The 21,442-nt window shown below is 40.6% G+C and carries 20 protein-coding genes; 17 read left to right on the top strand and 3 right to left on the bottom strand.

Going from position 1 to position 21,442, the window contains the following annotated elements; genetic code table 11:
• Nucleotide 1 precedes the first annotated feature (1 nt).
• Entirely contained in the window at nt 2–898 is an 897-nt protein-coding gene (locus DVR12_RS01380) for an AraC family transcriptional regulator (protein WP_116973660.1), read from the top strand.
• A 68-nt stretch (nt 899–966) separates the two neighbouring features.
• On the opposite strand, the gene DVR12_RS01385 is transcribed toward DVR12_RS01380, so the two are convergent.
• Genes DVR12_RS01385 through DVR12_RS01395 form a run of 3 tightly spaced genes read right to left on the bottom strand, consistent with a single transcriptional unit; the run spans nt 967 to nt 3,915 of the window.
• The gene (locus DVR12_RS01385) at nt 967–2,262 is read right to left on the bottom strand and encodes a radical SAM protein (RefSeq protein ID WP_116973661.1); all 1,296 of its coding nucleotides are present in this window, start codon (nt 2,260–2,262) and stop codon (nt 967–969) included.
• Nucleotides 2,263–2,276: 14 nt separating this feature from the next.
• Entirely contained in the window at nt 2,277–2,867 is a 591-nt protein-coding gene (locus DVR12_RS01390) for a hypothetical protein (protein ID WP_116973662.1), read from the bottom strand.
• Nucleotides 2,860–3,915, bottom strand: coding sequence for an agmatinase family protein (locus DVR12_RS01395; RefSeq protein ID WP_116973663.1), 1,056 nt, complete (start codon nt 3,913–3,915; stop codon nt 2,860–2,862). The genes DVR12_RS01390 and DVR12_RS01395 overlap by 8 nt, the downstream gene beginning before the upstream one ends.
• Nucleotides 3,916–4,152: 237 nt before the next feature.
• Between DVR12_RS01395 and DVR12_RS01400 the strand changes: the two genes are divergently transcribed.
• From DVR12_RS01400 to glgB, 16 genes are all read left to right on the top strand, one after another.
• Nucleotides 4,153–4,554: a cytochrome c maturation protein CcmE domain-containing protein gene (locus DVR12_RS01400; RefSeq protein ID WP_116973664.1), complete on the top strand. Its 402-nt coding sequence runs from the start codon at nt 4,153–4,155 to the stop codon at nt 4,552–4,554.
• Nucleotides 4,555–4,632: 78 nt separating this feature from the next.
• Nucleotides 4,633–7,116 (top strand): cytochrome c biogenesis protein CcsA, encoded by a 2,484-nt coding sequence (ccsA, locus tag DVR12_RS01405; RefSeq protein WP_116973665.1) that lies wholly within the window; start codon nt 4,633–4,635, stop codon nt 7,114–7,116.
• A gap of 356 nt (nt 7,117–7,472) precedes the next feature.
• Nucleotides 7,473–8,474, top strand: coding sequence for an alpha/beta hydrolase (locus DVR12_RS01410; RefSeq protein WP_116973666.1), 1,002 nt, complete (start codon nt 7,473–7,475; stop codon nt 8,472–8,474).
• A gap of 78 nt (nt 8,475–8,552) precedes the next feature.
• Nucleotides 8,553–9,179: a DUF4294 domain-containing protein gene (locus tag DVR12_RS01415; protein ID WP_116973667.1), complete on the top strand. Its 627-nt coding sequence runs from the start codon at nt 8,553–8,555 to the stop codon at nt 9,177–9,179.
• Nucleotides 9,180–9,207: 28 nt separating this feature from the next.
• The gene (locus DVR12_RS01420; RefSeq protein WP_116973668.1) at nt 9,208–9,711 is read left to right on the top strand and encodes a hypothetical protein; all 504 of its coding nucleotides are present in this window, start codon (nt 9,208–9,210) and stop codon (nt 9,709–9,711) included.
• Nucleotides 9,712–9,891: 180 nt separating this feature from the next.
• Nucleotides 9,892–10,620, top strand: a complete 729-nt coding sequence (gene bshB1, locus DVR12_RS01425) for a bacillithiol biosynthesis deacetylase BshB1 (RefSeq protein WP_116973669.1) — start codon at nt 9,892–9,894, stop codon at nt 10,618–10,620.
• A 539-nt stretch (nt 10,621–11,159) separates the two neighbouring features.
• Entirely contained in the window at nt 11,160–11,714 is a 555-nt protein-coding gene (locus DVR12_RS01430) for a peroxiredoxin (protein ID WP_116973670.1), read from the top strand.
• 81 nt (nt 11,715–11,795) lie between these two features.
• Nucleotides 11,796–12,383, top strand: coding sequence for a carboxymuconolactone decarboxylase family protein (locus DVR12_RS01435; protein WP_116973671.1), 588 nt, complete (start codon nt 11,796–11,798; stop codon nt 12,381–12,383).
• A 189-nt stretch (nt 12,384–12,572) separates the two neighbouring features.
• Nucleotides 12,573–12,809, top strand: coding sequence for a 50S ribosomal protein L28 (gene rpmB, locus DVR12_RS01440; RefSeq protein WP_116973672.1), 237 nt, complete (start codon nt 12,573–12,575; stop codon nt 12,807–12,809).
• A 30-nt stretch (nt 12,810–12,839) separates the two neighbouring features.
• Nucleotides 12,840–13,022, top strand: a complete 183-nt coding sequence (rpmG, locus tag DVR12_RS01445; protein WP_116973673.1) for a 50S ribosomal protein L33 — start codon at nt 12,840–12,842, stop codon at nt 13,020–13,022.
• 71 nt (nt 13,023–13,093) lie between these two features.
• A complete protein-coding gene (locus DVR12_RS01450) occupies nt 13,094–13,267 on the top strand; it encodes a DUF4295 family protein (protein ID WP_116973674.1) in 174 nt (57 codons plus the stop codon).
• 288 nt (nt 13,268–13,555) lie between these two features.
• A complete protein-coding gene (ftsY, locus tag DVR12_RS01455) occupies nt 13,556–14,518 on the top strand; it encodes a signal recognition particle-docking protein FtsY (protein ID WP_116973675.1) in 963 nt (320 codons plus the stop codon).
• Nucleotides 14,519–14,742: 224 nt separating this feature from the next.
• Nucleotides 14,743–15,624, top strand: coding sequence for a cupin-like domain-containing protein (locus DVR12_RS01460; RefSeq protein WP_116973676.1), 882 nt, complete (start codon nt 14,743–14,745; stop codon nt 15,622–15,624).
• Between the two features lie 203 nt (nt 15,625–15,827).
• Nucleotides 15,828–17,135, top strand: a complete 1,308-nt coding sequence (rimO, locus tag DVR12_RS01465) for a 30S ribosomal protein S12 methylthiotransferase RimO (RefSeq protein WP_116973677.1) — start codon at nt 15,828–15,830, stop codon at nt 17,133–17,135.
• Between the two features lie 129 nt (nt 17,136–17,264).
• Nucleotides 17,265–19,037 carry a DEAD/DEAH box helicase gene (locus DVR12_RS01470; RefSeq protein WP_116973678.1) on the top strand — a complete coding sequence of 591 codons (1,773 nt, stop codon included), beginning with the start codon at nt 17,265–17,267 and terminating at the stop codon, nt 19,035–19,037.
• A gap of 302 nt (nt 19,038–19,339) precedes the next feature.
• The gene (gene glgB, locus DVR12_RS01475) at nt 19,340–21,280 is read left to right on the top strand and encodes a 1,4-alpha-glucan branching protein GlgB (RefSeq protein ID WP_116973679.1); all 1,941 of its coding nucleotides are present in this window, start codon (nt 19,340–19,342) and stop codon (nt 21,278–21,280) included.
• Nucleotides 21,281–21,442: the final 162 nt, after the last annotated feature.

The raw sequence follows: 21,442 nt of genomic DNA on the forward strand, positions 1-21,442 counted from the left end.
AATGAAAGTAGTACAATTTACTGTTCCTGTTGCAGAAGAGGGTGCGGTAGTAGTGCAGGAAGACATTCTACCTTATTTCTATAACTACCTGCATAGACATAAGGAAGCACAGGTAACACTGATTATCAAAGGCGAAGGCACATTAATCGCAGGTAACTATACCCAACCATTTAAAGCGGGCGATATCTATGTAATCGGTGCCAATCAGCCTCATATGTTTAAAGGAGATGCCAAATACTTCGAAAATCTCCAGGAAAAAAACATCCATGCAATCCATATCTTTTTCGATCACGAGCAAGCCCTGAAAGGATTGTTCAATCTACCGGAAATGGAAGTTGTAAGGAAGTTTTTATTGCTGACAACCAACAGCTTGCAACTCCCTCAGGCACATGCCGAAAAAATGGGCGAAGAAATCCAAAGAATTGCCCTGCTTACCGGTCCTGAAAGATTGCTGGCTTTCATAAGCATGTTACTGTATTTTTCTAAACAGGTGAAGGATTGGAAATCTCTGTCTACCGGCTTCTCCCGTCATTCCTACAGCGAGTCCGAAGGTCTTAGAATGAATGATATTTACCAATATACACTTGAACATTACGGAGAAAACATCACACTTGGTAAAATAGCTTCTGTAGCTCATCTTACTACTTATGCTTTCTGTAAGTATTTCAAGAAGCATACCCGTAAAACCTATCTCGAATTCCTAAATGAAGTTCGTATCAATGCTGCCTGCAAGAAAATAATTAATGGCAATTTTGATAGTATAGCTGCTGTTGCTTACGCTACCGGCTATAATAACCCAATTACATTTAACAGGGTTTTCAGAAAGGTAACCGGAATGTCGCCCACCAATTACGCGCGACAATACAGATATGAAGAAGATGCTGCTATGCAGCGATAAATATTTCTATAAAAAAAGGAAAGCGTCTCTACTCAGTAGAGACGCTTTCCTTTTTTTATTCGTATACACTAATGGGCAAAATCTTTAGAATAATCGCCGGTAATACGTTCCATCGGCGGATTAAAGTATCCAAACTTCAGGTTCGGAAACTCTTCCTGTATGAGTTCCATTAATTGCTTAATGCCCATACATTCGCCGGTTTCTGTAATACCCATACGACCGAGGTACCAATCAGGATCAATATTGAAATTACGCCATTGGATCATATCCAGATCTGTATCTCTGATCAGTTTTCTCAAAGCTTCGTATTCTTCAATACTATCGGTCATTCCCGGAAATACGAAGTAGTTGATGGAAGTCCAGCCGCCAAACGATTTAACTACTTTCAGACTCTCTACTATATCTTCGAACTTATAGTTATTCGGGCGGTAGTATGGAGTGTAATATTTCTCCTGGGCAGAGTTCATACTCACTCGAATACTGTTCAAACCTGCTTCGCATAGGAATTTTACAGCATCGGGTTTACTTCCGTTGGTATTGATATTGATACTACCTTTTGGAGTATGCTTACGTATTTCAATAATAGATTCGCGGATAGTTTCCCACATCAGCAGTGGTTCACCTTCACAACCCTGACCAAAACTTACGATCGGATAAGGAGCTGTTTCGAGGTGCGGCACTGTATACTCCACGATTTCCGCAGCGGTAGGTTTGAAACGCAAACGATCCTGTGTAGATACAATCGTTTCTTCTTCCGGCTGAAAGGAAATACAGCCTACACAGTTGGCATTACATGCAGGGGAGGAAGGAATTGGGCATTCCCATCTTCCCATGAAGTAATTTCTGGCGGCCGGGCATTCGTAAGTTAAGGCACAATTTTCTGCCAGGTGTTGCACTAATCTGTTGTGAGGATAGGCCTGCAACAACGTTTTAACACCTTGCTTTACTTTTTTGGCATCAAAACCAGCACATTCCTGACGAATATCTGATTCAATTCTGGTAGCTGGTACATAAAATTTACCATCTAACCAGCCAACTGCTGTGTAACAGAAAAGTGGAAGGGTAGGAGCATCCGGCAATGTTTCGTATGCTGCCAGATAAAAACCGGTATGCGCAGGTGGCACGAATGCTGCTACTGCCCAGCCTTTATCACATAATTCCATATCTCCGGTTTCAGCATTGATACCAATGCCTCTTCTGCCAGGCAACTCATACAGGTTTCCGCCGTCAGGTAATTCTATCCATTCTTCCGGTTCAATAGGGTAAGCATCCCAACCACTTCTACCAGTAACAATCATACTGGTATCTTCAAAGATGTTTCCCTGTCCGTCGGAATATAATATGTAAGGTGTCTGTTTTAACATTGGTAATAATTAAATCAATCTTTAACGCGCTTTTGAAAGAAAGCGTTCAATTCTTCTCTTTGTGCCGGTGTTGGTTCGTCTAATACTTCTAACTGTAATATCTTATTATTCTTATAGTCGATCGTCAGTAAGTCGTTACGCAAAATTACGTTATTCAACTCGTTCCATCCTACCAGTTTGGTACTGAAAGTAGTTGGTAAGGTAATACCTATGGTATCGAATCTGGCGAAGGCTGGCTGAAATATTTTATATTCCATCCATCCAACATATATAAGTCCTATTCCCACCAGCAACAATAACAATCCTGTTATTGGCAGTTTGTGCGACAGGAAGTATAAGCAACCTGTGAGACAAACGAATGCTTCCACTACTCTGGCCAGACTGTTAGCTTCGCTAAACTTCTTAAACCTGCGCATCATAAACGGGAAGGCGATACAGGCTAATCCTAATACCAGAAAAAAGATAGCAAGAAACCAGTTTGGATGTTCACTGGTGTAAACACCGATGGTATTAAACAGAAATAAAATACCGGTCAGCCCATGCATGATTGGCAATAGTTTAATTCTGCTACTGGTATTGGGATGCAGGATTCTTAATTTATCCATTAGTTGTGGTGTTAGCGGCAACCAGCAGGTTACACAGTTTAAACAGTACACGAGCGCCTACGTTAGCATCCCATTCGTCGTGAGAGGTGCTTACTTCATTCAGATCGAAACCAATAAGTTTACGGCCACTTTCCAATACACGTTTAAAGAGGTAAAATACCTGTTCTGCCTCGAAGCCTCCGGCTACCGGAGTACCGGTATGCGGACATAACTTAGGATCAAGTCCGTCGATATCAAAACTAATATATACTTGCTGAGGTAAGGTCGCTACAATACTATCGCAGATCGATTTCCAGGTTTCTCCTTCGTACTGTCTTTCTTTAATTTGTTTATCAAAGAAAGTAACAACACGTCCTTCACTTTCATTAATATAATCTACTTCTTCTTCGCAATAATCACGGATTCCCACCTGCACCAGCTTTTTCAGTTCCGGTACTTCAGCGAGGGCATTGTACATAATAGACGCATGAGAATACTTGAAGCCTTCGTAAGCATCTCTTAAATCGCAGTGTGCATCGATCTGCAAAATGCCAAAATCGCCCTTATGCTCACCAATAGCTTTAAAAAAGCCTAATGGAGTGCTGTGGTCGCCACCAATAAGTCCGACTAATTTACCTTTTTCCAGTAATCCTTTAGTCTGATTATATACCCACTCGTTCATGGCTTTTGTGCCATTAGCAACATCTACCAGGGTCTTTTTAAGGAATTCATTTTCAGAGATATCTCCTCCTTCTGTCAGGAATTTAAGATATAATTCAGCTTCCTTACGCAGATAATCGCTGCGCAATAATAAATGCCTGTCGGGCTCCCTCATATAAAAGCCTTGTTTCCAACCATCTTTAACATCAGCATCATAAAGATCTACCTGTAAAGATGCTTTGAATATTTGTTCCGGGCCTCTGGCGGTTCCGTTGCTATAAGAAACGGTAACTTCCCAGGGAACTGGTAACAATACCAATCTGGCTTCTTCCTCCGTGAATGGTAAGCCAAAAATGTTGTTGGACAATAGGCCAACTGAATTAGGGTCAAATTGAGATAAATCTGCCATGATAGAGTCGTACTTTTCAAAATTCGCCCGCAAAGATACTATTATGTTCTCTTACTGCTGTTTTTCCTGGAAAAAGAATTGCCTTTTATATAAATTTTGTCCGATCAACAGCATTTTGACTTAATTTTGCGGATTAATCAGGAACAAATAATTAACGGCAAAAGAAGGGAAAAGTTAAAGTCGCACTGGTAGGGGTTTTTGCAGCTAGTATATATTCAATAGGAAGATAATTTTCATATGAAAAAAACAAATATAATTCTGTTGGTGGTAATTGCCATTGCAATTGGAGTGATTGTAACTATGGTCGGAGATTTCAGTACCTATGAAACTTTCGCCACCGCTCGCGAAAAAGAAGGAAAAGAATTTCATGTGATCGGAAAGCTCGATACCCTGCAGGTTATGCACTATGATCCCATCAAGGATGCCAACTTATTCAGTTTTTATGTGCATGATAAAACCGGTGAATCTCATAAAGTTATCTTCTACGGAGCTAAACCTACAGATTTTGAAAAAGCTGAATCATTGGTATTGACCGGCAAAATGGAAGGCAACGAATTCCATTGCAACAAAATATTGATGAAATGCCCGTCTAAATATAAAGACGACCAGGTTGCCATGGGCAACAAAGAACAACTTTAAAGTATTTGGGAAGGCCTGTTGCAGAACAGTCCATTTTTTAAGGATCCCGGATTAATTATTATCTCTTAGAGGAATTTTATGAAGTTTGTAGGGGAACATTTACTGCCTGGCCAACTGGGCCACTTTTTTGCCATATTGGCGTTTGTAGCTTCTATGGTTGCTACTGTAGCTTATTATAATGCTGTTAAAATAAAAGAACCACATTTACAGGATTCCTGGAAAAAACTGGCCCGCTGGTCTTTCGTTCTTCAATCAGCTGCCGTTATCTCTGCATTTGGATGCCTGTATTATATTTTACATAATCACTATTTTGAATATAAATACGCCTGGAGAAATACCTCCCGCGATCTCCCAATGCAATATCTGCTCTCCAGCCTCTGGTCAGACCAGGAAGGTAGCTTTATGCTCTGGAGTATCTGGAATAGTATTTTAGGTATTGTATTGATCAGAACTTCCAAAAAACTGGAAGCTCCGGTAATGACCGTATTCTCCCTGTCTCAGCTTATCATGGCCAGTATGCTGCTGGGCATTTATATCCTGGACTATAAAGTAGGAAGCAATCCTTTCTTATTATTAAGAGAAGCACCTGAAAATATGGCTGCACCAATTTTCAGGGAAGCTAACTATATGGAGCATATCCATGACGGTAACGGCCTTAATGTGACGCTCCAAAACTACTGGATGGTAATTCACCCTCCAATATTGTTCCTGGGCTTTGCTTCCATGATCATTCCTTTTGCTTTTGCTTTCGCCGGATTATGGACCCGCGATTATACCGGATGGGTGAAACCAGTGCAACCATGGGCACTTTTTGCTGTAATGCTTCTGGGAACCGGTATCATGATGGGTGCCGCCTGGGCTTACGAATCACTCAACTTCGGTGGATACTGGGCTTGGGACCCTGTAGAAAATGCCTCCCTGGTACCTTGGTTAACCATGGTGGCCGGTGTGCATACCCTGTTGGCTTATAAAGCAACCGGACATTCTCTCAAAACAACTGTATTCTTCTTCTTCATTTCATATGTACTGATTCTGTATTCTTCTTTCCTTACCAAGAGTGGTATTTTAGGAGATACTTCCGTACACTCCTTTACCGATATGGGAATGACAGCTCAGTTGCTTTTCTCTATGCTCGTTTTCACAGTGCCTTCTATCGCCCTGCTGATCATGCGCAGAAAAGATATTCCATCTGTCAGAAAAGAAGAAAGCAGCTATTCCCGCGAATTCTGGCTATTTGTTGGCTCACTGATCCTCCTGATCGCTGCCATTCAGGTAACCTTTACTACCTCTATCCCGGTTTGGAATAAGCTGTTAAGCCTCACAGGCTTGAAATCCCTTTTCAAAATGGATGATATTGCACCTCCTTCTGATGTAATATTCCACTACAACAAAATCCAGATCTGGATTGCCATTGTAGTGGGTGTTTTAACAGCGATTGTGCAATTCATGCGCTATAAAGACACTCCTAAAGGTGAGATCACTAAAAAACTGGCACTCCCAACCATCATTTCCCTGGTACTAACAGGATTGATTGCCTGGAAAGGTACCATCACTTACGATGCTTACGGAGCCGGATTCCTGACAGCGATCTACCTGATGCTCTTTGCAAGCATCTATGCAGTAGTAGGAAACCTCGTTTATATCTTCACAGGTCTTAAAGGCAAATTGAAAAGCGCAGGCGCTTCAGTTGCTCACATCGGATTTGGTTTGGTATTACTGGGCGTTCTGATTTCTTCCGCCAAAAAAGAAGTTATTTCTATCGACCGTATGAAGATGTTGAATGATGGCTTCTTTAGCAAGGAAAGTAAACAGAATCCGCGCGAGAATATTATGTTGCCGAAGAATGTACCGGTATCTATGGGCGATTACCACGTTACCTATACCGGCGATTCATTGGCTGCAGGAGATCCTAAAACATACTATGTTGTAGAGTATGAAAAGAAAGATCGTCAGTCTGGCAACACCCTTGAGAAATTTACATTGTATCCGGATGCTTTTGTGAATAGAAAAGAAAATGCTATCTCTTCCAATCCGGCTTCCAGACACTACCTGACTAAAGATATCTTTACCTATGTTTCTGCCGCTCCTAATAAGGAAGAACAAGCTAAAGCAGATACTACTCCGTATATTACACACCTGATGAAACAGGGCGACTCAGTATTCTTTTCCAAAGGATTTATTGTGCTGAAAGGATTGAATACCGCACCTAAGAGCCGCAATTACCTGTCAGAACCTGGTGATTTAGCGGTAGGAGCAGATCTTGAAGTGTATACGCAAACAGACGACCACTTTAAACTGCAACCTATCTACTTTATCCGCGACAGTAGCTATCAGTACAGTGTTGAAGATACATTGGCGCCTTTAGGACTGAATGTTAGATTCTCTAAAATAATACCTGCAGAAAATAAGATCGAACTGAAAGTGAAAGAGTCTACCGATCCTTCTGACTTTATTGTAATGAAGGCTTTGATATTCCCTTACATTAATGTTCTCTGGATAGGGATTATCATCATGGTATTGGGTACGGGAATGAGCATTTACCAGAGAGCCAGAAGACTTTAGAATTTTGGATAACTGAAATTAATATATACCCTGTTTAAGATACATTTTCTTAAACAGGGTTTTTTCTTTTATAGAATATCTCTTAATTCAATCAGATTAAAGTTCTCATCATTCTTGAGAAAATCCTTTATTCCCTCTCGCTGGTAAACTGCGCTCAAATAACAGCACAGTAAAAAGCACAAAAAGAGTTAGCAATCTTCCTGATTTGTTCTATATTGCTATTACTTTGAAATTTTTTTGGAAAACCTTCGGTAGCAATAGCAACTGAAGGTTTTTTATTTATAAATTCATGATAAGTTAAAATACCAAGTCGTCAGTCTGTCCTACTTTTAATAAACCATAATAATATTAATGTAATGCCCCGTTGGTTACGTATATTCCTAATCGTTATAGCTACGCTTTCAGTAGTTTATTTTCTTGGCCCTAAGCCAGCCGCACCGGTTTATGATCATCAATTGCCAGTAGTACCTTCAGCCGGTCCGGAGCTCGACAGTTTTGTAGATCATCGCGAAGCACAACACCGGCTCAAGCCAGATAATCAGGCAAGAATTGTATGGTACGATACAGCATATCATAAAACGCCATACTCTGTGGTTTATTTACATGGCTTCTCAGCAAGCCAGGAAGAAGGAAACCCGGTACACAGAGACTTTGCCGGAAGATTCGGATGTAACCTTTACCTATCGCGCCTCGACGGCCATGGAATTGATACCAGTGATCCTTTATTTACCATGACAGCATCCGGGCTTTGGAAAGATGCAGAAGAAGCCTTGAGTATAGGAAGGGCAATCGGGGAAAAAGTGATCCTGATAAGTACTTCCACCGGAGGAACCCTGGCTTTGCAGTTGGCAGCCAAATATCCGGGAGAAGTTTTTGCATTAATTAATATGTCACCCAATATCGAAATCAACGATAATCTGGCTTTTCTGGCCAATGATCCCTGGGGCCTCCAGCTGGCCCGCCTGGTGAGCGGAGGTGATTTTCGCAAAAGCAGTGATTCTACCCCCGAGGAAGCTAAATATTGGTACAACAGCTACCGCCTGGAAGCAGTAGTACAGTTACAAAACCTGCTGGAATCGACTATGACGGACGAAACATTTGCCCAGGTTCATCAGCCGGTGCTGAATCTTTACTATTATAAAGATGAGGAGCATCAGGATAAGACGGTGAGGGTAACGGCTATTTTATGTATGAATAGTAAGTTGGGAACACCTGCCAATCTTAAGGATGCAGTGCCAATGCCCAATGTAGGTGTGCATGTTATGGGATGTTCTCTTACCTCTAAGGATATTCCGGGAGTTGAAAAAGCTATTTTCAATTTTGCACAGGATAAATTGGGTTTAAAGCCAGTTCAATAACATGATTTAGTTAGCAGGAAGTCTGAAATCTTTTATAAATTGTGGTAACATTGTAATTATTCGCAACGTTTAAAGTATATGCGTTCCTGCATCAAACAACTAATTTTTAGTGTAGCCTTGTTTTCAGGGCTTTTCCTTTGCCTGTTTAGTGCAAAGGCCCAGGAAGCGCATGGGGCAGATAAAATACCCCTGCATGCGGTAGTTATAGGAAATGATACTATTCCTACCATCACTTTATCCATCGTTGAGGTAGTAGAAAGGTTGCCCAAGGCCTTGCGTAAGGAACGTGAGAGATGGACCCGCCTTAGGAATGCTGTTTATGTCACCTATCCATATGCCCGGTCGGCAGCCCGGATTCTCAAAGACGTTAATGCCCAATTAGCGAAAATGGACCGTAAAAAGGATCGTAAAGCTTTTCTGGCATCCAAAGAGAAGGAGCTAAAAGCTCAGTTTGGTGACAAATTGGAGAATTTATCGGTTTACCAGGGTAAAGTGTTGATGAAGCTTATAGATCGGGAAACCGGTCAGAATTGCTTTGAAATTATTAAAGAACTGAAAGGAGGATTTAACGCCAGAGTTTGGCAGACAGTTGCCTTCTTTTTTGGCGGTAATCTTAAAAGTGAGTACGACAAACAAGAGGATAGAGATATTGAAGCCATTGTTCAGGAATTGGAATTATACCAACATTACCGTGCCTACAATTAATCTGCTATCTTCATAATTATTCAATATTATGAAAGCAGGAATCTTAGTTATATTTCTCAGTTTATTTTTAGGAAACCTAAAAGCATTTGCCCAGGAAGAGGGAAATGATGACCCCGTATATGTGGTTGATAGTGTGGTTGCCAATAAAGATGCTTTAGAGAAAATGGCACCCGATCAGATCGGGATAATTACTATTTCCAGAGGCTCAAAGGCTGTGATAAAATACGGTCCTCAGGCAGAAAATGGGGTAGTATATATAGAAACCAAGGTTTTTGCCAGAAACAGGGTAAATAACCTGCTTCGTAAAACTTCAGCTGAGTACGATAAGGCATTTCAGAAATACGGAAATGACAGTAGCTTTTACTTTATAGTAAATACCAAGCCGGTAACCCCCACTAATGAATCGGCCCTTATGACAGTCGATAATAAAACCTTACGCAGTATTCAGGTGATCTATGCAAAAGAACTGGAAGATAAGTACCGGGTTACTGGTCATCCGGTTGGAGTAATCATTACCAGTTCGGAAGAATAGATTCAAGACTTCAGATAATCATCATTTGTTCGGAGGAATAAATACAATACTTCAGATATAAAGCGTATGATCATTACCAGTTCAGAAAAATAGATTCACGACCTCAAATCCAAAGCGTGTGATTATCACCAGTGCGGAAGATTAAATATTTTCCCATCTTTGCATCTCAATTTACAGCATATGAAACTGGATATTCTGGCAATAGCTGTGCACCCCGATGACGTTGAGTTAGGGTGTGCCGGCACATTGATGATACATGCGCAACAAGGGATGAAGGTAGGGATAGTAGATCTGACAAGAGGTGAATTAGGAACCCGGGGCACCCCTGAACTTCGGTTAAAGGAAGCGGCCGATGCGGCAGAGATTATGGGCGTGAGTGTGAGGGAAAACCTGGGCCTGGCAGATGGGTTCTTCCGCAATGATACTATGGAACAAATGGCCATTATAACTGCCATCAGAAAATACCGCCCTGAAATTGTACTGGCAAATGCGATGGACGACAGGCATCCGGATCATGGCCGGGCAGGTAAACTGATTGCCGACAGTTGTTTTTTAGCGGGTCTTAGAAAAGTGGTTACCACTGTAGAAGGGCAGGAGCAGGAAGCCTGGCGTCCAAAACAGGTTTACCACTTCATACAGGATCGTTACCACGAGCCAGATTTTGTAATAGACATTACCCCGGTGATGGAAAAGAAGCTGGAAGCTATCAAGGCATTTAGTTCGCAATTCCTGGCTGCAAAGGATAATGAGCCGCAGACCTATATTTCGGGCAGTAGTTTTTTTGATAGTGTGATCTATCGTGCAAAGATGATGGGTAAAATGGTGGGAGTAGAATATGCAGAAGGTTATACCTCCTCAAAAATGATAGGAATAAGAAGCATGGGGGATTTGATTAATGTAACTACATGATCTGCAATATTATAATGCAGGTTTCAAAACATAAAAAAAGGACTGACGATAACCGTCAGTCCTTTAATATTTTATAAGCATGCGAACATCCTGCCCCGTTGGGGAGCTTTCCGGAACGGTCTGCAGGACCCGCTAAACACTAAATGAATAGATCTTTTGTAGCGTCGAATTCATCGTGTTTGATGATGCTGTTTTTAATAAACGGAATCAAAGCAAGTCCAATCGTGATAACAACTAAGAAAAAGTACTTTTTTTTCATATCCATGCGATTTATAATTAAACACCACTTATATAACTAAATAGCGTGCCAAAAAGTTACAGAAATGGCATAAAAATGTTAACTCATCATAAATTTTTTTTCATTATCATCCCCGAATCTACTCGTTTTAGCTGCAGTAGTAACGGGAAAGCAGATATATAGAGAATCTCAATGCCATATTCTTAAAATCTATTTGATTAGTATAGAATGTAATGTGATCTTTGCGGCGTCAAAACCAACAAATCAGATTGTCTGTAAATCAAAAAGAGATATATTTTTTATGAAAAATGTCATTTTATCCGTAGGATCAGAGTTTCCGGAATTCAAGAAAACTTCTGTAGTATCAATCGAAAAAGGTAAGGAATTTTATGAGCTGTCTTCAGAAGAACTGAAAAACTCTGGAAAATGGATGGTAATGTTCTGGTGGCCTAAGGATTTCACTTTTGTTTGCCCTACTGAAATCGCTGAATTTAACAAGCATGCACAGGATTTTGCTGACCGTGATGCTGTATTGATCGGAGCATCAACCGACAGCGAATTCGTTCACGCTGCATGGAGAAGAGATCACGAAGATCTGCGTAACCTACAATTCCCAATGCTGGCAGATACTTCTAAATCATTAGCAACTGAATTGGGTATTCTGGAAGCAAACGAAAAAGTAGCTTACCGTGCTACTTACATCGTAGATCCTCAGGGTATTGTTCGTTGGGTATCTCTGTATGATTTGTCTGTTGGTCGTAGTGTGAAAGAAGTACTGCGTGTACTGGATGCATTACAAACAGATGAACTGTGCCCATGTAACTGGAACAAAGGCGAAGCTACCTTGACTGCTTAATTTATTGATAACATCATTTAATACGGGGATGCTGGTTATGAATCTGGCATCCCTGTATTCTAAATACAATATAAGTTTTATATGTTTGCAACAACAAATCAGGATACTGCGGCTCAGCTTATGGAAGCAGTAGGGTTAACAGGTGCTCAGGTATCCACCAGGCTTCAATCTTTGGTGAATGTAGATGCACGTTATCTGAAGGATCTGAAGATTAATGTATCGAATTCACTGGCTGCTGCGACTTTAAGTAAGAAAGAAGCGTATTTAATTGGTCTGGCGGTTGCAGTTAACGAAAAGAATAGTATTTTACAGGATTCGTTTGAAAAGCTGGCAATACAGGAAGGTGCGAATGAAAAAGAGGTAGCTGAAGTGATTAGCTGTACTTCTCTGATGAATGCCAACAACGTATATTATCGTTTCAGGCACTTTGTAAATAAGGAATTTTATACAGCTACGCCGGCTGGTATTCGTATGAGTATTATGGCGAATCCGGTAACAGGGAAAGAGTTTTTTGAACTGTTGAGTTTAGTGATTTCTGCACTGAATGGTTGTGAGATGTGTGTAACTTCCCATGAGGAAGCAGTGGTAAAGCATGGTACGGAGCCACAACGGGTGTTGGAAGCAGTGAGATTGGGAGCTGTTTTGCGTAGTTTAATTGTTTTGTTATAAAAATAAAGAAAGTGGACAGATGCAAAATTTGTCCGATAATCAATTGATTATCAATAATTTGCCTTGTGTTCACTTATTTAGTAGGGGCCTTTATCAAAAGGTTTAGACCTACTTGTGAATAAATTCATTTAATAATATTTGCAAAATCCATAAAATAGTTGGACTTTTGCATTCCTAAATTTTTAGATCATGGCAAGAGTATGTCAGGTGACAGGAAAGAAGCCGATTACAGGTCACCATGTTTCCTTCTCCAACATTAAGACTAACAGAAGGTTTCTTCCTAATCTGCAAAAGAAACGTTTTTTCCTGGCAGAAGAAGACAAATGGATAACATTGAAGGTATCTGCTGATGGATTAAGAACCATCAACAAGAGAGGTTTGTACGCAGTTGTGAAGGAATTGCGTGCTGCTGGTCAGGAAATTTAATTCACAGACTCACTTAATTTGTAATACACAATGGCAAAAAAAGGTAATAGAGTACAGGTGATCCTGGAGTGCACTGAGCACAAGGCTACTGGTCTTGCTGGCACTTCACGTTACATTACTACTAAGAACAAGAAGAATACTCCAGAACGTATGGAGCTGAGTAAGTACAATCCTATCTTAAGGAAAGTAACTGTTCACAAAGAAATTAAATAATAATTGTTGGTGGTGGTGGCTGATATGCAATACAGCCATATAGCCATTATTCCATAAAAAACAATACTACAATGGCAAAAGCAGCTTCAAAGAACTCGAAAGTAAAAGATGCTAAAGCAGCAGCTGAATCAAAAGTATGGACTAAAGTTATCAGAGCCGTTCGCTCTCCTAAAACTGGTGCCTACACTTTTAAAGAAGCTATCGTGCACAAAGACAAAGTTCTTGATCACGTAAACCAGAAGTAATTCGGCTTTACTAAATTATATTATAAAAGCTGTCTCTATTCAATAGAGACAGCTTTTTGCGTTTGTTGCTCGCAAAGAAATAAAGGAAGCAAAGATGCATAAGTTTTTTGTTTTTGTTTAGAGAGCAAGAAGTTTTTCGCATTAGCTAAAGCTAAGGAAGTCCTTTATAATGATTCTTTAAAACAGCCTGTTTCTAATGCTTCTTTGCCCCCTTTCCTCCTTAGCGAGCAACATTTAACACAAAAGGCGTATTTTAGCACCCTATTATAAGGTGCAATAAATTTTATTATGAGCTTTTTCAACAAACTATTTTCCAGGGAAAAGAAAGAAAATCTGGACCAGGGCTTACAAAAGACAAAAGAAAGTTTCCTGAGCAAAATAGGTCGAGCTATCGCCGGTAAGTCCACCGTCGATACAGAAGTGCTCGATAACCTCGAAGAAGCCTTAGTTTCGGCCGATGTAGGTGTGGATACGACAGTTAAGATAATAGACCGTATCGAACAACGAGTTTCTAAAGATAAATATCTGGGAACCAGCGAATTGAACAGGATACTGCAAGAAGAAATTGCAGCACTGCTCGTAGATGCCCCAGATAGTGGATACCGCGATTTTGATGTTCCGGCAGGCAAAAAACCTTATGTTATTATGGTGGTAGGCGTGAATGGTGTAGGTAAAACTACTACCATCGGTAAATTAGCCTACAACTTCAAAAAAGCCGGTAAATCCGTTATGCTTGGTGCTGCCGATACTTTCAGAGCCGCAGCGGTAGATCAGCTGACCATCTGGAGTGAAAGGGTAGGAGTGCCAATCGTAAAACAGCAAATGGGCTCCGATCCTGGTGCCGTTGCTTTTGATACAGTTCAGAGTGGTGCCGCCAAAGATGTAGATGTAATCATTATCGATACAGCGGGCCGTTTACATAATAAACTCCACCTGATGGATGAGCTGGGCAAAATAAAAAGAGTAATGAAGAAAGTGATTCCTGATGCTCCACATGAGGTTTTACTGGTGCTGGATGGCTCTACCGGACAAAATGCATTGGAACAAGCTCGTCAGTTTACCGCTACTACTGAAGTAACTGCCCTGGCAATTACTAAATTAGATGGTACAGCGAAAGGCGGAGTGGTTTTGGCCATCGCAAATCAATTCAGGATTCCTGTAAAATATATCGGAATCGGAGAAAAAATGGAAGATTTACAAGTCTTTAATAAAGAAGCTTTTGTAGAATCTCTCTTTAGTGCAAATGCTTGATTATTAGTGTAGTTACAATATATTAACTGCAATAAAAATTCAAAACTGTTTGAAATTTTACTTTAAGTATTTTTCAATATATCGGGCTCCTTTTTGGGAGCCCGAATTTTTTTACCAACATTCACCCCATTTCTTTGTTCTTATAGATATTATTATCACTGCATTATTTTTTACATTTGATTAATTGTTCCCTTTTTGTACCCTTTTAACCAATTCGTTAGTTTATGATTATACAGCATATAGATCGAGTTGAAGAAATAACACCCGCCGAATTTAAGAAACACTACTACACCCCACGTAAGCCTGTAATCATCTCCGCTAAAGGCCTTAGCAAAAATTGGCCGGCTTATGAAAAGTGGACCTGGGATTATTTTAAATCTATTGTAGGAGAACAAACTGTAGGGGTGTACAATAATGAAAGAGCCGGAGCTAATACACTGGTAAATGGCGCCGATGACTACATCACCTTCGGAGAATATCTGGATATGGTGAAAACCGGTCCTGTTGCCCTTAGAATTTTCTTATTCAATATCTTTCAGCATGCACCGCAACTGGTGGAAGATTTCAGCTGGCCCGACTTTTATGCAAAAGGCCTTTTGAAAAAATATCCAATGTTATTCGTTGGGGGAGCTGGTTCAATTGCTCATATGCATTACGATATTGATTTATCACATATCTTCCATACACAGTTTATCGGACGTAAACGCGTATTATTATTTGAAAACAAACAATCGCCCTACATTTACAGAATGCCATTTACGGTAGAGAGCGCTGCCAACTTTGTAAACTGGAGCGAAAATCTGGATACCGAACAATATCCGGCATTAAAACATGCAAAAGGATATACCACCATTCTCGAACATGGCGATACCATGTTTATGCCGGGAGGGTATTGGCATCATATGGAATATATGGACGGAGGATTTGCCATGAGTCTTCGTGCCCTGGATTCTTCACTAATGGGAAAATTAAACGGCCTCTATCATATAGTTGGATTAAGAGGAATGAATAATCTCCTTATTAAAATGGCGCCAGTTTGGTGGTACCATTATAAAAGAAAAGTGGCCAAACAACGGGCAGATAAGCTAATCGCGCAATTGAAATAATTTTTATGCTAAGTGGCTATTATGCAGTCACTTAGCATAAATTTCTAATTATCAATTCTTTTTGCTACCTTTGCACCTTCCTTATTTCAACCCCCACTAAGACTCAAGTCACATACAGTAAGTCTGCTGTAAAAATTACAATCAGTGTCTGGGTGTCTTCGTGGCGGTAGCAGTTCAGGAACTGCTGTTAAAAACATTCGCGCTTGAAGACAAAAACTTTAAAGAAAGACAAGGTTAATATAATTACGCTTGGTTGTTCCAAAAACATGGTGGATTCAGAGGTATTAAGCGGACAGCTTAAAGCTAATGATATCGATGTGGTGCATGAAAGTGCTAAACGCGACCATAACATTGTTGTAGTAAACACCTGCGGATTTATTGACAAGGCCAAAGAAGAATCAATCAATACAATTTTAGAGCAAGTAGAATTAAAACAACGTGGTAAACTGGATAAGGTTTATGTAACAGGTTGTTTAAGCGAACGTTACCGTGGTGATCTGGAATCAGAAATTGGCGGAGTAGACGCCTGGTTCGGTACTATGGAACTGCCGCTGATTCTGAAAAAATTTGATGCTGATTACAAAGCAGAACTTATTGGTGAAAGACTTCTAAGTACTCCTTCCCATTATGCTTATTTAAAAATTGCAGAAGGCTGCAATCGTACCTGCTCTTTTTGTGCCATCCCACTCATGAGAGGTGGTCATGTTTCCAAACCAATTGAAGAACTGGTGCTGGAAGCTGAGAAGCTGGTTAAATTCGGTGTAAAGGAAATTATGCTCATTGCACAGGAATTAACTTACTACGGGTTAGATCTCTACAAAGAACGCCGCTTAGGCGATTTAATGAGAGCATTGGCTAAAGTTGAAGGATTGGAATGGATTCGTTTACACTACGCTTACCCAACCAAATTTCCTATGGAAATATTGGACGTAATGAACGAATACCCTAATATCTGCAAGTATATAGATATGCCACTCCAGCATGCTTCCAATGCCATGCTGAAAGCAATGAAGCGTCAGATTACCCGTGAAGAAATTGAAGACCTGGTACATGCCATCCGTGCTAAAGTTCCGGGAATCTGTTTACGTACCACCCTTATCGCCGGTTTCCCTGGTGAAACAGAAGAAGATGTGGAAGAACTGAAAGGATTCCTCGAAAGGATGCGGTTCGACAGAGTTGGCGTATTTACGTATAGCCATGAAGAAGGTACCAGCGCTCATGCACTGGAAGATAATATACCTGCCGAAGAGAAAGAAAGAAGAGCTCAGGAAATTATGGAAGTACAGCAGGAGATTTCTCTCGAAAAAAATCAGGAAAAAGTAGGTAAGATCTTTAAAGTAATTGTCGATAAAAAAGAAGCAGGAAGATTTCTTGCGCGCACAGAATTCGATTCCGTGGAAGTGGATAATGAAGTGATCATCGATACAACTAAACGCCTTAAACCCGGCGATTTTGTACAGGTAAAAATCACTAAGGCTTACGACTACGACCTGGAAGGCGAACTCATTTAATAATCGAATAACGATTATGGGCCCAGGGCATTTAAATGCCGGCCAGAGTTAAAAATATTTCTAACAGCCGATAGCAAAAACGCTAAAAGCTTTTTATGGCTCCCGACGGAGCCCGATTAATGCAAATCAATGACAACATTTGAATCTCTAGGCTTACAAGAGTCTATCTTGAAGGGAATTACAGACTTAGGCTTTGTTTCCCCAACTCCAATCCAGGAGCAGGCAATACCGGTATTGTTAGGAGGTGACCGCGACTTCGTTGGTCTGGCCCAGACGGGCACCGGTAAAACTGCTGCTTTTGGCCTGCCTTTATTGCAACAAATCGATCTGAAATTAAATAAAGTACAAGGTCTGGTACTCTGCCCGACTCGCGAACTTTGTTTGCAGATCACTAACGACCTTAAAAACTTCAGCAAACATCTTGGTGAAGTCGGCATCGTAGCCGTTTACGGTGGCTCCAGCATTGTTCAACAGTTAAGAGAGTTGAAAAGAGGAGTACACATCGTAGTAGCTACCCCTGGTCGTTTACTTGATATCATCGACCGTGGGGCTATCAACTTTGAAAATGTACGCTATGTAGTACTGGACGAAGCGGATGAAATGCTGAACATGGGATTCCAGGAAGATATTAATAATATCCTTTCCAATACTCCCGAAAGCAAAACAACCTGGCTGTTTTCTGCTACTATGCCACAGGAAGTACGCAGAATAGCTAAAAAATACATGGAAGATCCATTCGAATTAACAGTTGGTACCAAAAACAGTGGCAACGTTAATATCGAACACGAATATTATGTAGTGCGCCCTCGTGAAAAATATGCTGCACTTAAAAGAATTGTAGATTATAACCCGGAAATCTTCGGTATCATCTTTACCCGTACTAAAATCGAGTCTCAGGAAATCGCTGAATCTCTCATTAAAGACGGTTATAATGCCGATGCCTTACACGGTGACCTCACCCAGCAACAACGCGATAAAGTAATGAAACGCTTCCGCGAAAGAGCGTTACAGGTGCTTGTTGCTACAGACGTTGCCGCTAGAGGTATCGACGTAGATAACGTAACCCACGTTATTAACTACGACTTACCAGACGACGTTGAAAACTACACTCACAGAAGTGGCCGTACTGGTAGAGCTGGTAAATCCGGTACTTCTATCGCTATCATCAGCGGAAGAGATATAGGTAAGATCCGTCAGATCGAAAGAGTAATCCAAAAGAAATTCGTAAAAGCAGAAGTGCCAGACGGATTTGCAGTTTGTGAAAAGCAATTGTTCGGTTTAGTACATAAAGTACATAACGTTAATGTTAATGAAGAACAGATTGCTCCATATATGGAACGTATCATCGAAGAATTTGCTGAAATGTCTAAAGAGGAGCTCATCAAACGCTTTGCTTCTCTCGAATTCAACCAATTCCTCGAATACTACCAGGATGCTCCTGATTTGAATGTCAAAGAAGATAGAAAATTCGGTGAAGAAAGAGGTACCCGCAGATCTGATGGTAAATTTACCCGTCTGTTTATTAACCTCGGTTCTGTAGATGACTTCAACCGCGGCGATATGCTTCGCTATCTATGCGATAATACCGGTGTTCGTGGTAATAAGATCGGACGTATAGACCTTAAAGGTGTTTACTCCTTCTTTGAAGTAGAAAATGACGAAGTTTCTAAAGTAACTGAAGCATTTAAGAAAGTAGAATATAACGGTCGTACCGTGAGAATTGAAATGTCTCAGGATAGCGACAGACGCCCACGCTCCGGTGGTGGTGATCGCGATCGCGGTCCTCGCTCCAACGACGGACGTAAGAGAACCTGGAATGGTGAAGGTGGCGGACGTCCCGGAGGCAATCGTGAAAGATCTTTCGGTGGCGGTAGCAAACCTCCCTATAAGAAGAAGTTCTAATAGCTAGCAGGCTCGCTTTTTTCTCGCAAAGGCGCAAAGATTAATATTAAGGGGCAAAGGATTTTTGTTTTAAATTTTAAAGATCGACGCGAATATTTTTAAGAATTGCTAATTAGCTTAACTCATTAATAGAGTAAATTAACAGTTCTTAGTACCATTCGCATTGATCCCTTAAAATCATAAAACAAAAATCCTTTGCCCCTTAATATTAATCTTTGCGCCTTTGCGAGAAAAAAACGATTTCCACTTTAAAAAAATTAAACTATCTTGTTTTATCCGACACCCTAATTCACACGTTATTTATGACAGCAGCAATTAATAACGCATTACAACAGTATGTAGAGCCCTTTACCCTCTTTTCACCAGGCGATATTACCCTATTTCAGTCTGGGTCACATTATCGGCTATACGAAAAATTTGGTGCGCATCCGGTAGAAATGGAAGGCGTAAGAGGAACTTATTTTGCTGTATGGGCGCCCGATGCCGCTTTCGTTTCAGTAATGGGTGATTTTAACGGTTGGGATCATTACAAACATACACTTTACCCACGTTGGGATAACTCCGGAATCTGGGAAGGATTTGTTCCTGCAGTGGAAACCGGACAACTTTATAAATACTTTATTCGCTCCAATAGCGGAGAAGAACTGATTAAAGGAGACCCTTATGCCAATTACTGGGAAGTAAGGCCCAAAACCGCTTCTGTTGTATGCTCACTCGATTATGAATGGGATGATAAAAAGTGGATGCAGCAACGGAAATCACATAATAGCCTGCATAGCCCGTTTTCTGTATATGAAGTCCATCTTGGCTCCTGGCGTAAGCCAAACCCTGAAGACCCTGAAAGCGTTTATTCGTACCAGGAAATAGCCGAAATGCTGGTGCCTTATGTTGTGGAGATGGGTTTTACGCATGTAGAATTGATGCCGTTAATGGAACATCCTTTTGATGGTTCCTGGGGCTATCAGATTACAGGATATTTTGCACCTACCAGCAGATACGGAACACCGCAAGACTTCATGGAGATGATTGAAGCCTTTCACCTGGCAGGTATAGGCGTAATCCTCGATTGGGTACCTTCGCATTTTCCGTATGATGGACACGGATTATACAGATTTGATGGATCGCATGTTTACGAATATGCAGATATGCGTAAAGGTTTTCATCCCGATTGGAACAGTTATATCTTTAACTATGCCCGAAATGAAGTAAGATCATTCTTATTAAGCAATGCCGTTTTCTGGCTGGATAAATTTCATGCCGACGGGCTCAGAGTAGATGCTATCGCTTCCATGATACATCTGGACTATTCCAGGAAAAAAGGAGCATGGGAACCCAATGAACATGGTGGAAATGAGAACCTGGAAGCAATCAGCTTTCTTAAGAAACTGAATGAAACTATTTATGCCTTATATCCCGATGTTCAGACAATAGCAGAAGATTCTACCTCGCATTACGGAGTATCCAGGCCTACATTTATGGGCGGATTGGGATTTGGTATGAAATGGATGATGGGTTGGATGAATGATACATTGGATTATTTTAAGAAAGATCCTTTGCATCGTAAATGGTACCAGAACGATATTACATTTAGTATGGTGTATGCCTTTAGTGAGAACTATATGCTACCGTTTAGTCATGATGAAGTAGTGCATGGCAAATCACCATTAATCTATAAAATGCCGGGCGATGATTGGCAAAAATTTGCGAACCTCCGGTTGATGTATAGTTATATGTTTACGCACCCGGGTACCAAGTTGTTGTTTATGGGAGATGAGTTTGCACAGACAAGTGAATGGAACTTCAAAGGGCAGCTCGACTGGCATTTGCTTGATCATAAGACTCATCAGGGGATTAAGCTATTGGTGAAGGACCTGAACGATTTATACAGGAATCAGGCAGCATTGTATGATCAGCAATTTGATGCAAACGGATTTGAATGGATTACAGTGAATGATTATGATAACTGTATTTTAGCATATATACGAAAAGGCAAACAGGCTGACGATGTATTGTTGGTTGTGATGAATATGACACCAATAGTCAGAGAAAATTATTTAATAGGATTGCCAATAGCAGGAAGCTGGGAGGAGATTTTAAATAGTGATGCACCAAAGTATTATGGTAGTGGAGTATTAAATACAGGATTACAGAAGACTTACCCTAAAATATATAATGGCCGAGATAACACGCTGGCACTGCGATTGCCACCATTAGCCGCAACAGTTTTAAAATTGATTGTGTAAAACAAAAATTTCATACCCCAAAGGATTAAACCTTTTTACATTTAATGAATCTATTATCAGACGCCGGTGAGATTGCAATATTCCGGGGGAGGAAAGCGTTTTTATAAGATTAATCTATTTTTCAGCCAGGTATAGTCACAATCTAAATTTAAAAAAAACCAT

It is taken from the genome of Chitinophaga silvatica (assembly GCF_003419895.1).
Lineage (GTDB): Bacteria > Bacteroidota > Bacteroidia > Chitinophagales > Chitinophagaceae > Chitinophaga > Chitinophaga silvatica.

Coding starts and splice junctions, on each gene's coding strand:
- DVR12_RS01380 (WP_116973660.1), top strand. CDS start 2: ATGAAAGTAGTACAATTTACTGTTCCTGTTGCAGAAGAGGGTGCGGTA.
- DVR12_RS01385 (WP_116973661.1), bottom strand. CDS start 2,262: ATGTTAAAACAGACACCTTACATATTATATTCCGACGGACAGGGAAAC.
- DVR12_RS01390 (WP_116973662.1), bottom strand. CDS start 2,867: ATGGATAAATTAAGAATCCTGCATCCCAATACCAGTAGCAGAATTAAA.
- DVR12_RS01395 (WP_116973663.1), bottom strand. CDS start 3,915: ATGGCAGATTTATCTCAATTTGACCCTAATTCAGTTGGCCTATTGTCC.
- DVR12_RS01400 (WP_116973664.1), top strand. CDS start 4,153: ATGAAAAAAACAAATATAATTCTGTTGGTGGTAATTGCCATTGCAATT.
- ccsA (WP_116973665.1), top strand. CDS start 4,633: ATGAAGTTTGTAGGGGAACATTTACTGCCTGGCCAACTGGGCCACTTT.
- DVR12_RS01410 (WP_116973666.1), top strand. CDS start 7,473: ATGCCCCGTTGGTTACGTATATTCCTAATCGTTATAGCTACGCTTTCA.
- DVR12_RS01415 (WP_116973667.1), top strand. CDS start 8,553: ATGCGTTCCTGCATCAAACAACTAATTTTTAGTGTAGCCTTGTTTTCA.
- DVR12_RS01420 (WP_116973668.1), top strand. CDS start 9,208: ATGAAAGCAGGAATCTTAGTTATATTTCTCAGTTTATTTTTAGGAAAC.
- bshB1 (WP_116973669.1), top strand. CDS start 9,892: ATGAAACTGGATATTCTGGCAATAGCTGTGCACCCCGATGACGTTGAG.
- DVR12_RS01430 (WP_116973670.1), top strand. CDS start 11,160: ATGAAAAATGTCATTTTATCCGTAGGATCAGAGTTTCCGGAATTCAAG.
- DVR12_RS01435 (WP_116973671.1), top strand. CDS start 11,796: ATGTTTGCAACAACAAATCAGGATACTGCGGCTCAGCTTATGGAAGCA.
- rpmB (WP_116973672.1), top strand. CDS start 12,573: ATGGCAAGAGTATGTCAGGTGACAGGAAAGAAGCCGATTACAGGTCAC.
- rpmG (WP_116973673.1), top strand. CDS start 12,840: ATGGCAAAAAAAGGTAATAGAGTACAGGTGATCCTGGAGTGCACTGAG.
- DVR12_RS01450 (WP_116973674.1), top strand. CDS start 13,094: ATGGCAAAAGCAGCTTCAAAGAACTCGAAAGTAAAAGATGCTAAAGCA.
- ftsY (WP_116973675.1), top strand. CDS start 13,556: ATGAGCTTTTTCAACAAACTATTTTCCAGGGAAAAGAAAGAAAATCTG.
- DVR12_RS01460 (WP_116973676.1), top strand. CDS start 14,743: ATGATTATACAGCATATAGATCGAGTTGAAGAAATAACACCCGCCGAA.
- DVR12_RS01470 (WP_116973678.1), top strand. CDS start 17,265: ATGACAACATTTGAATCTCTAGGCTTACAAGAGTCTATCTTGAAGGGA.
- glgB (WP_116973679.1), top strand. CDS start 19,340: ATGACAGCAGCAATTAATAACGCATTACAACAGTATGTAGAGCCCTTT.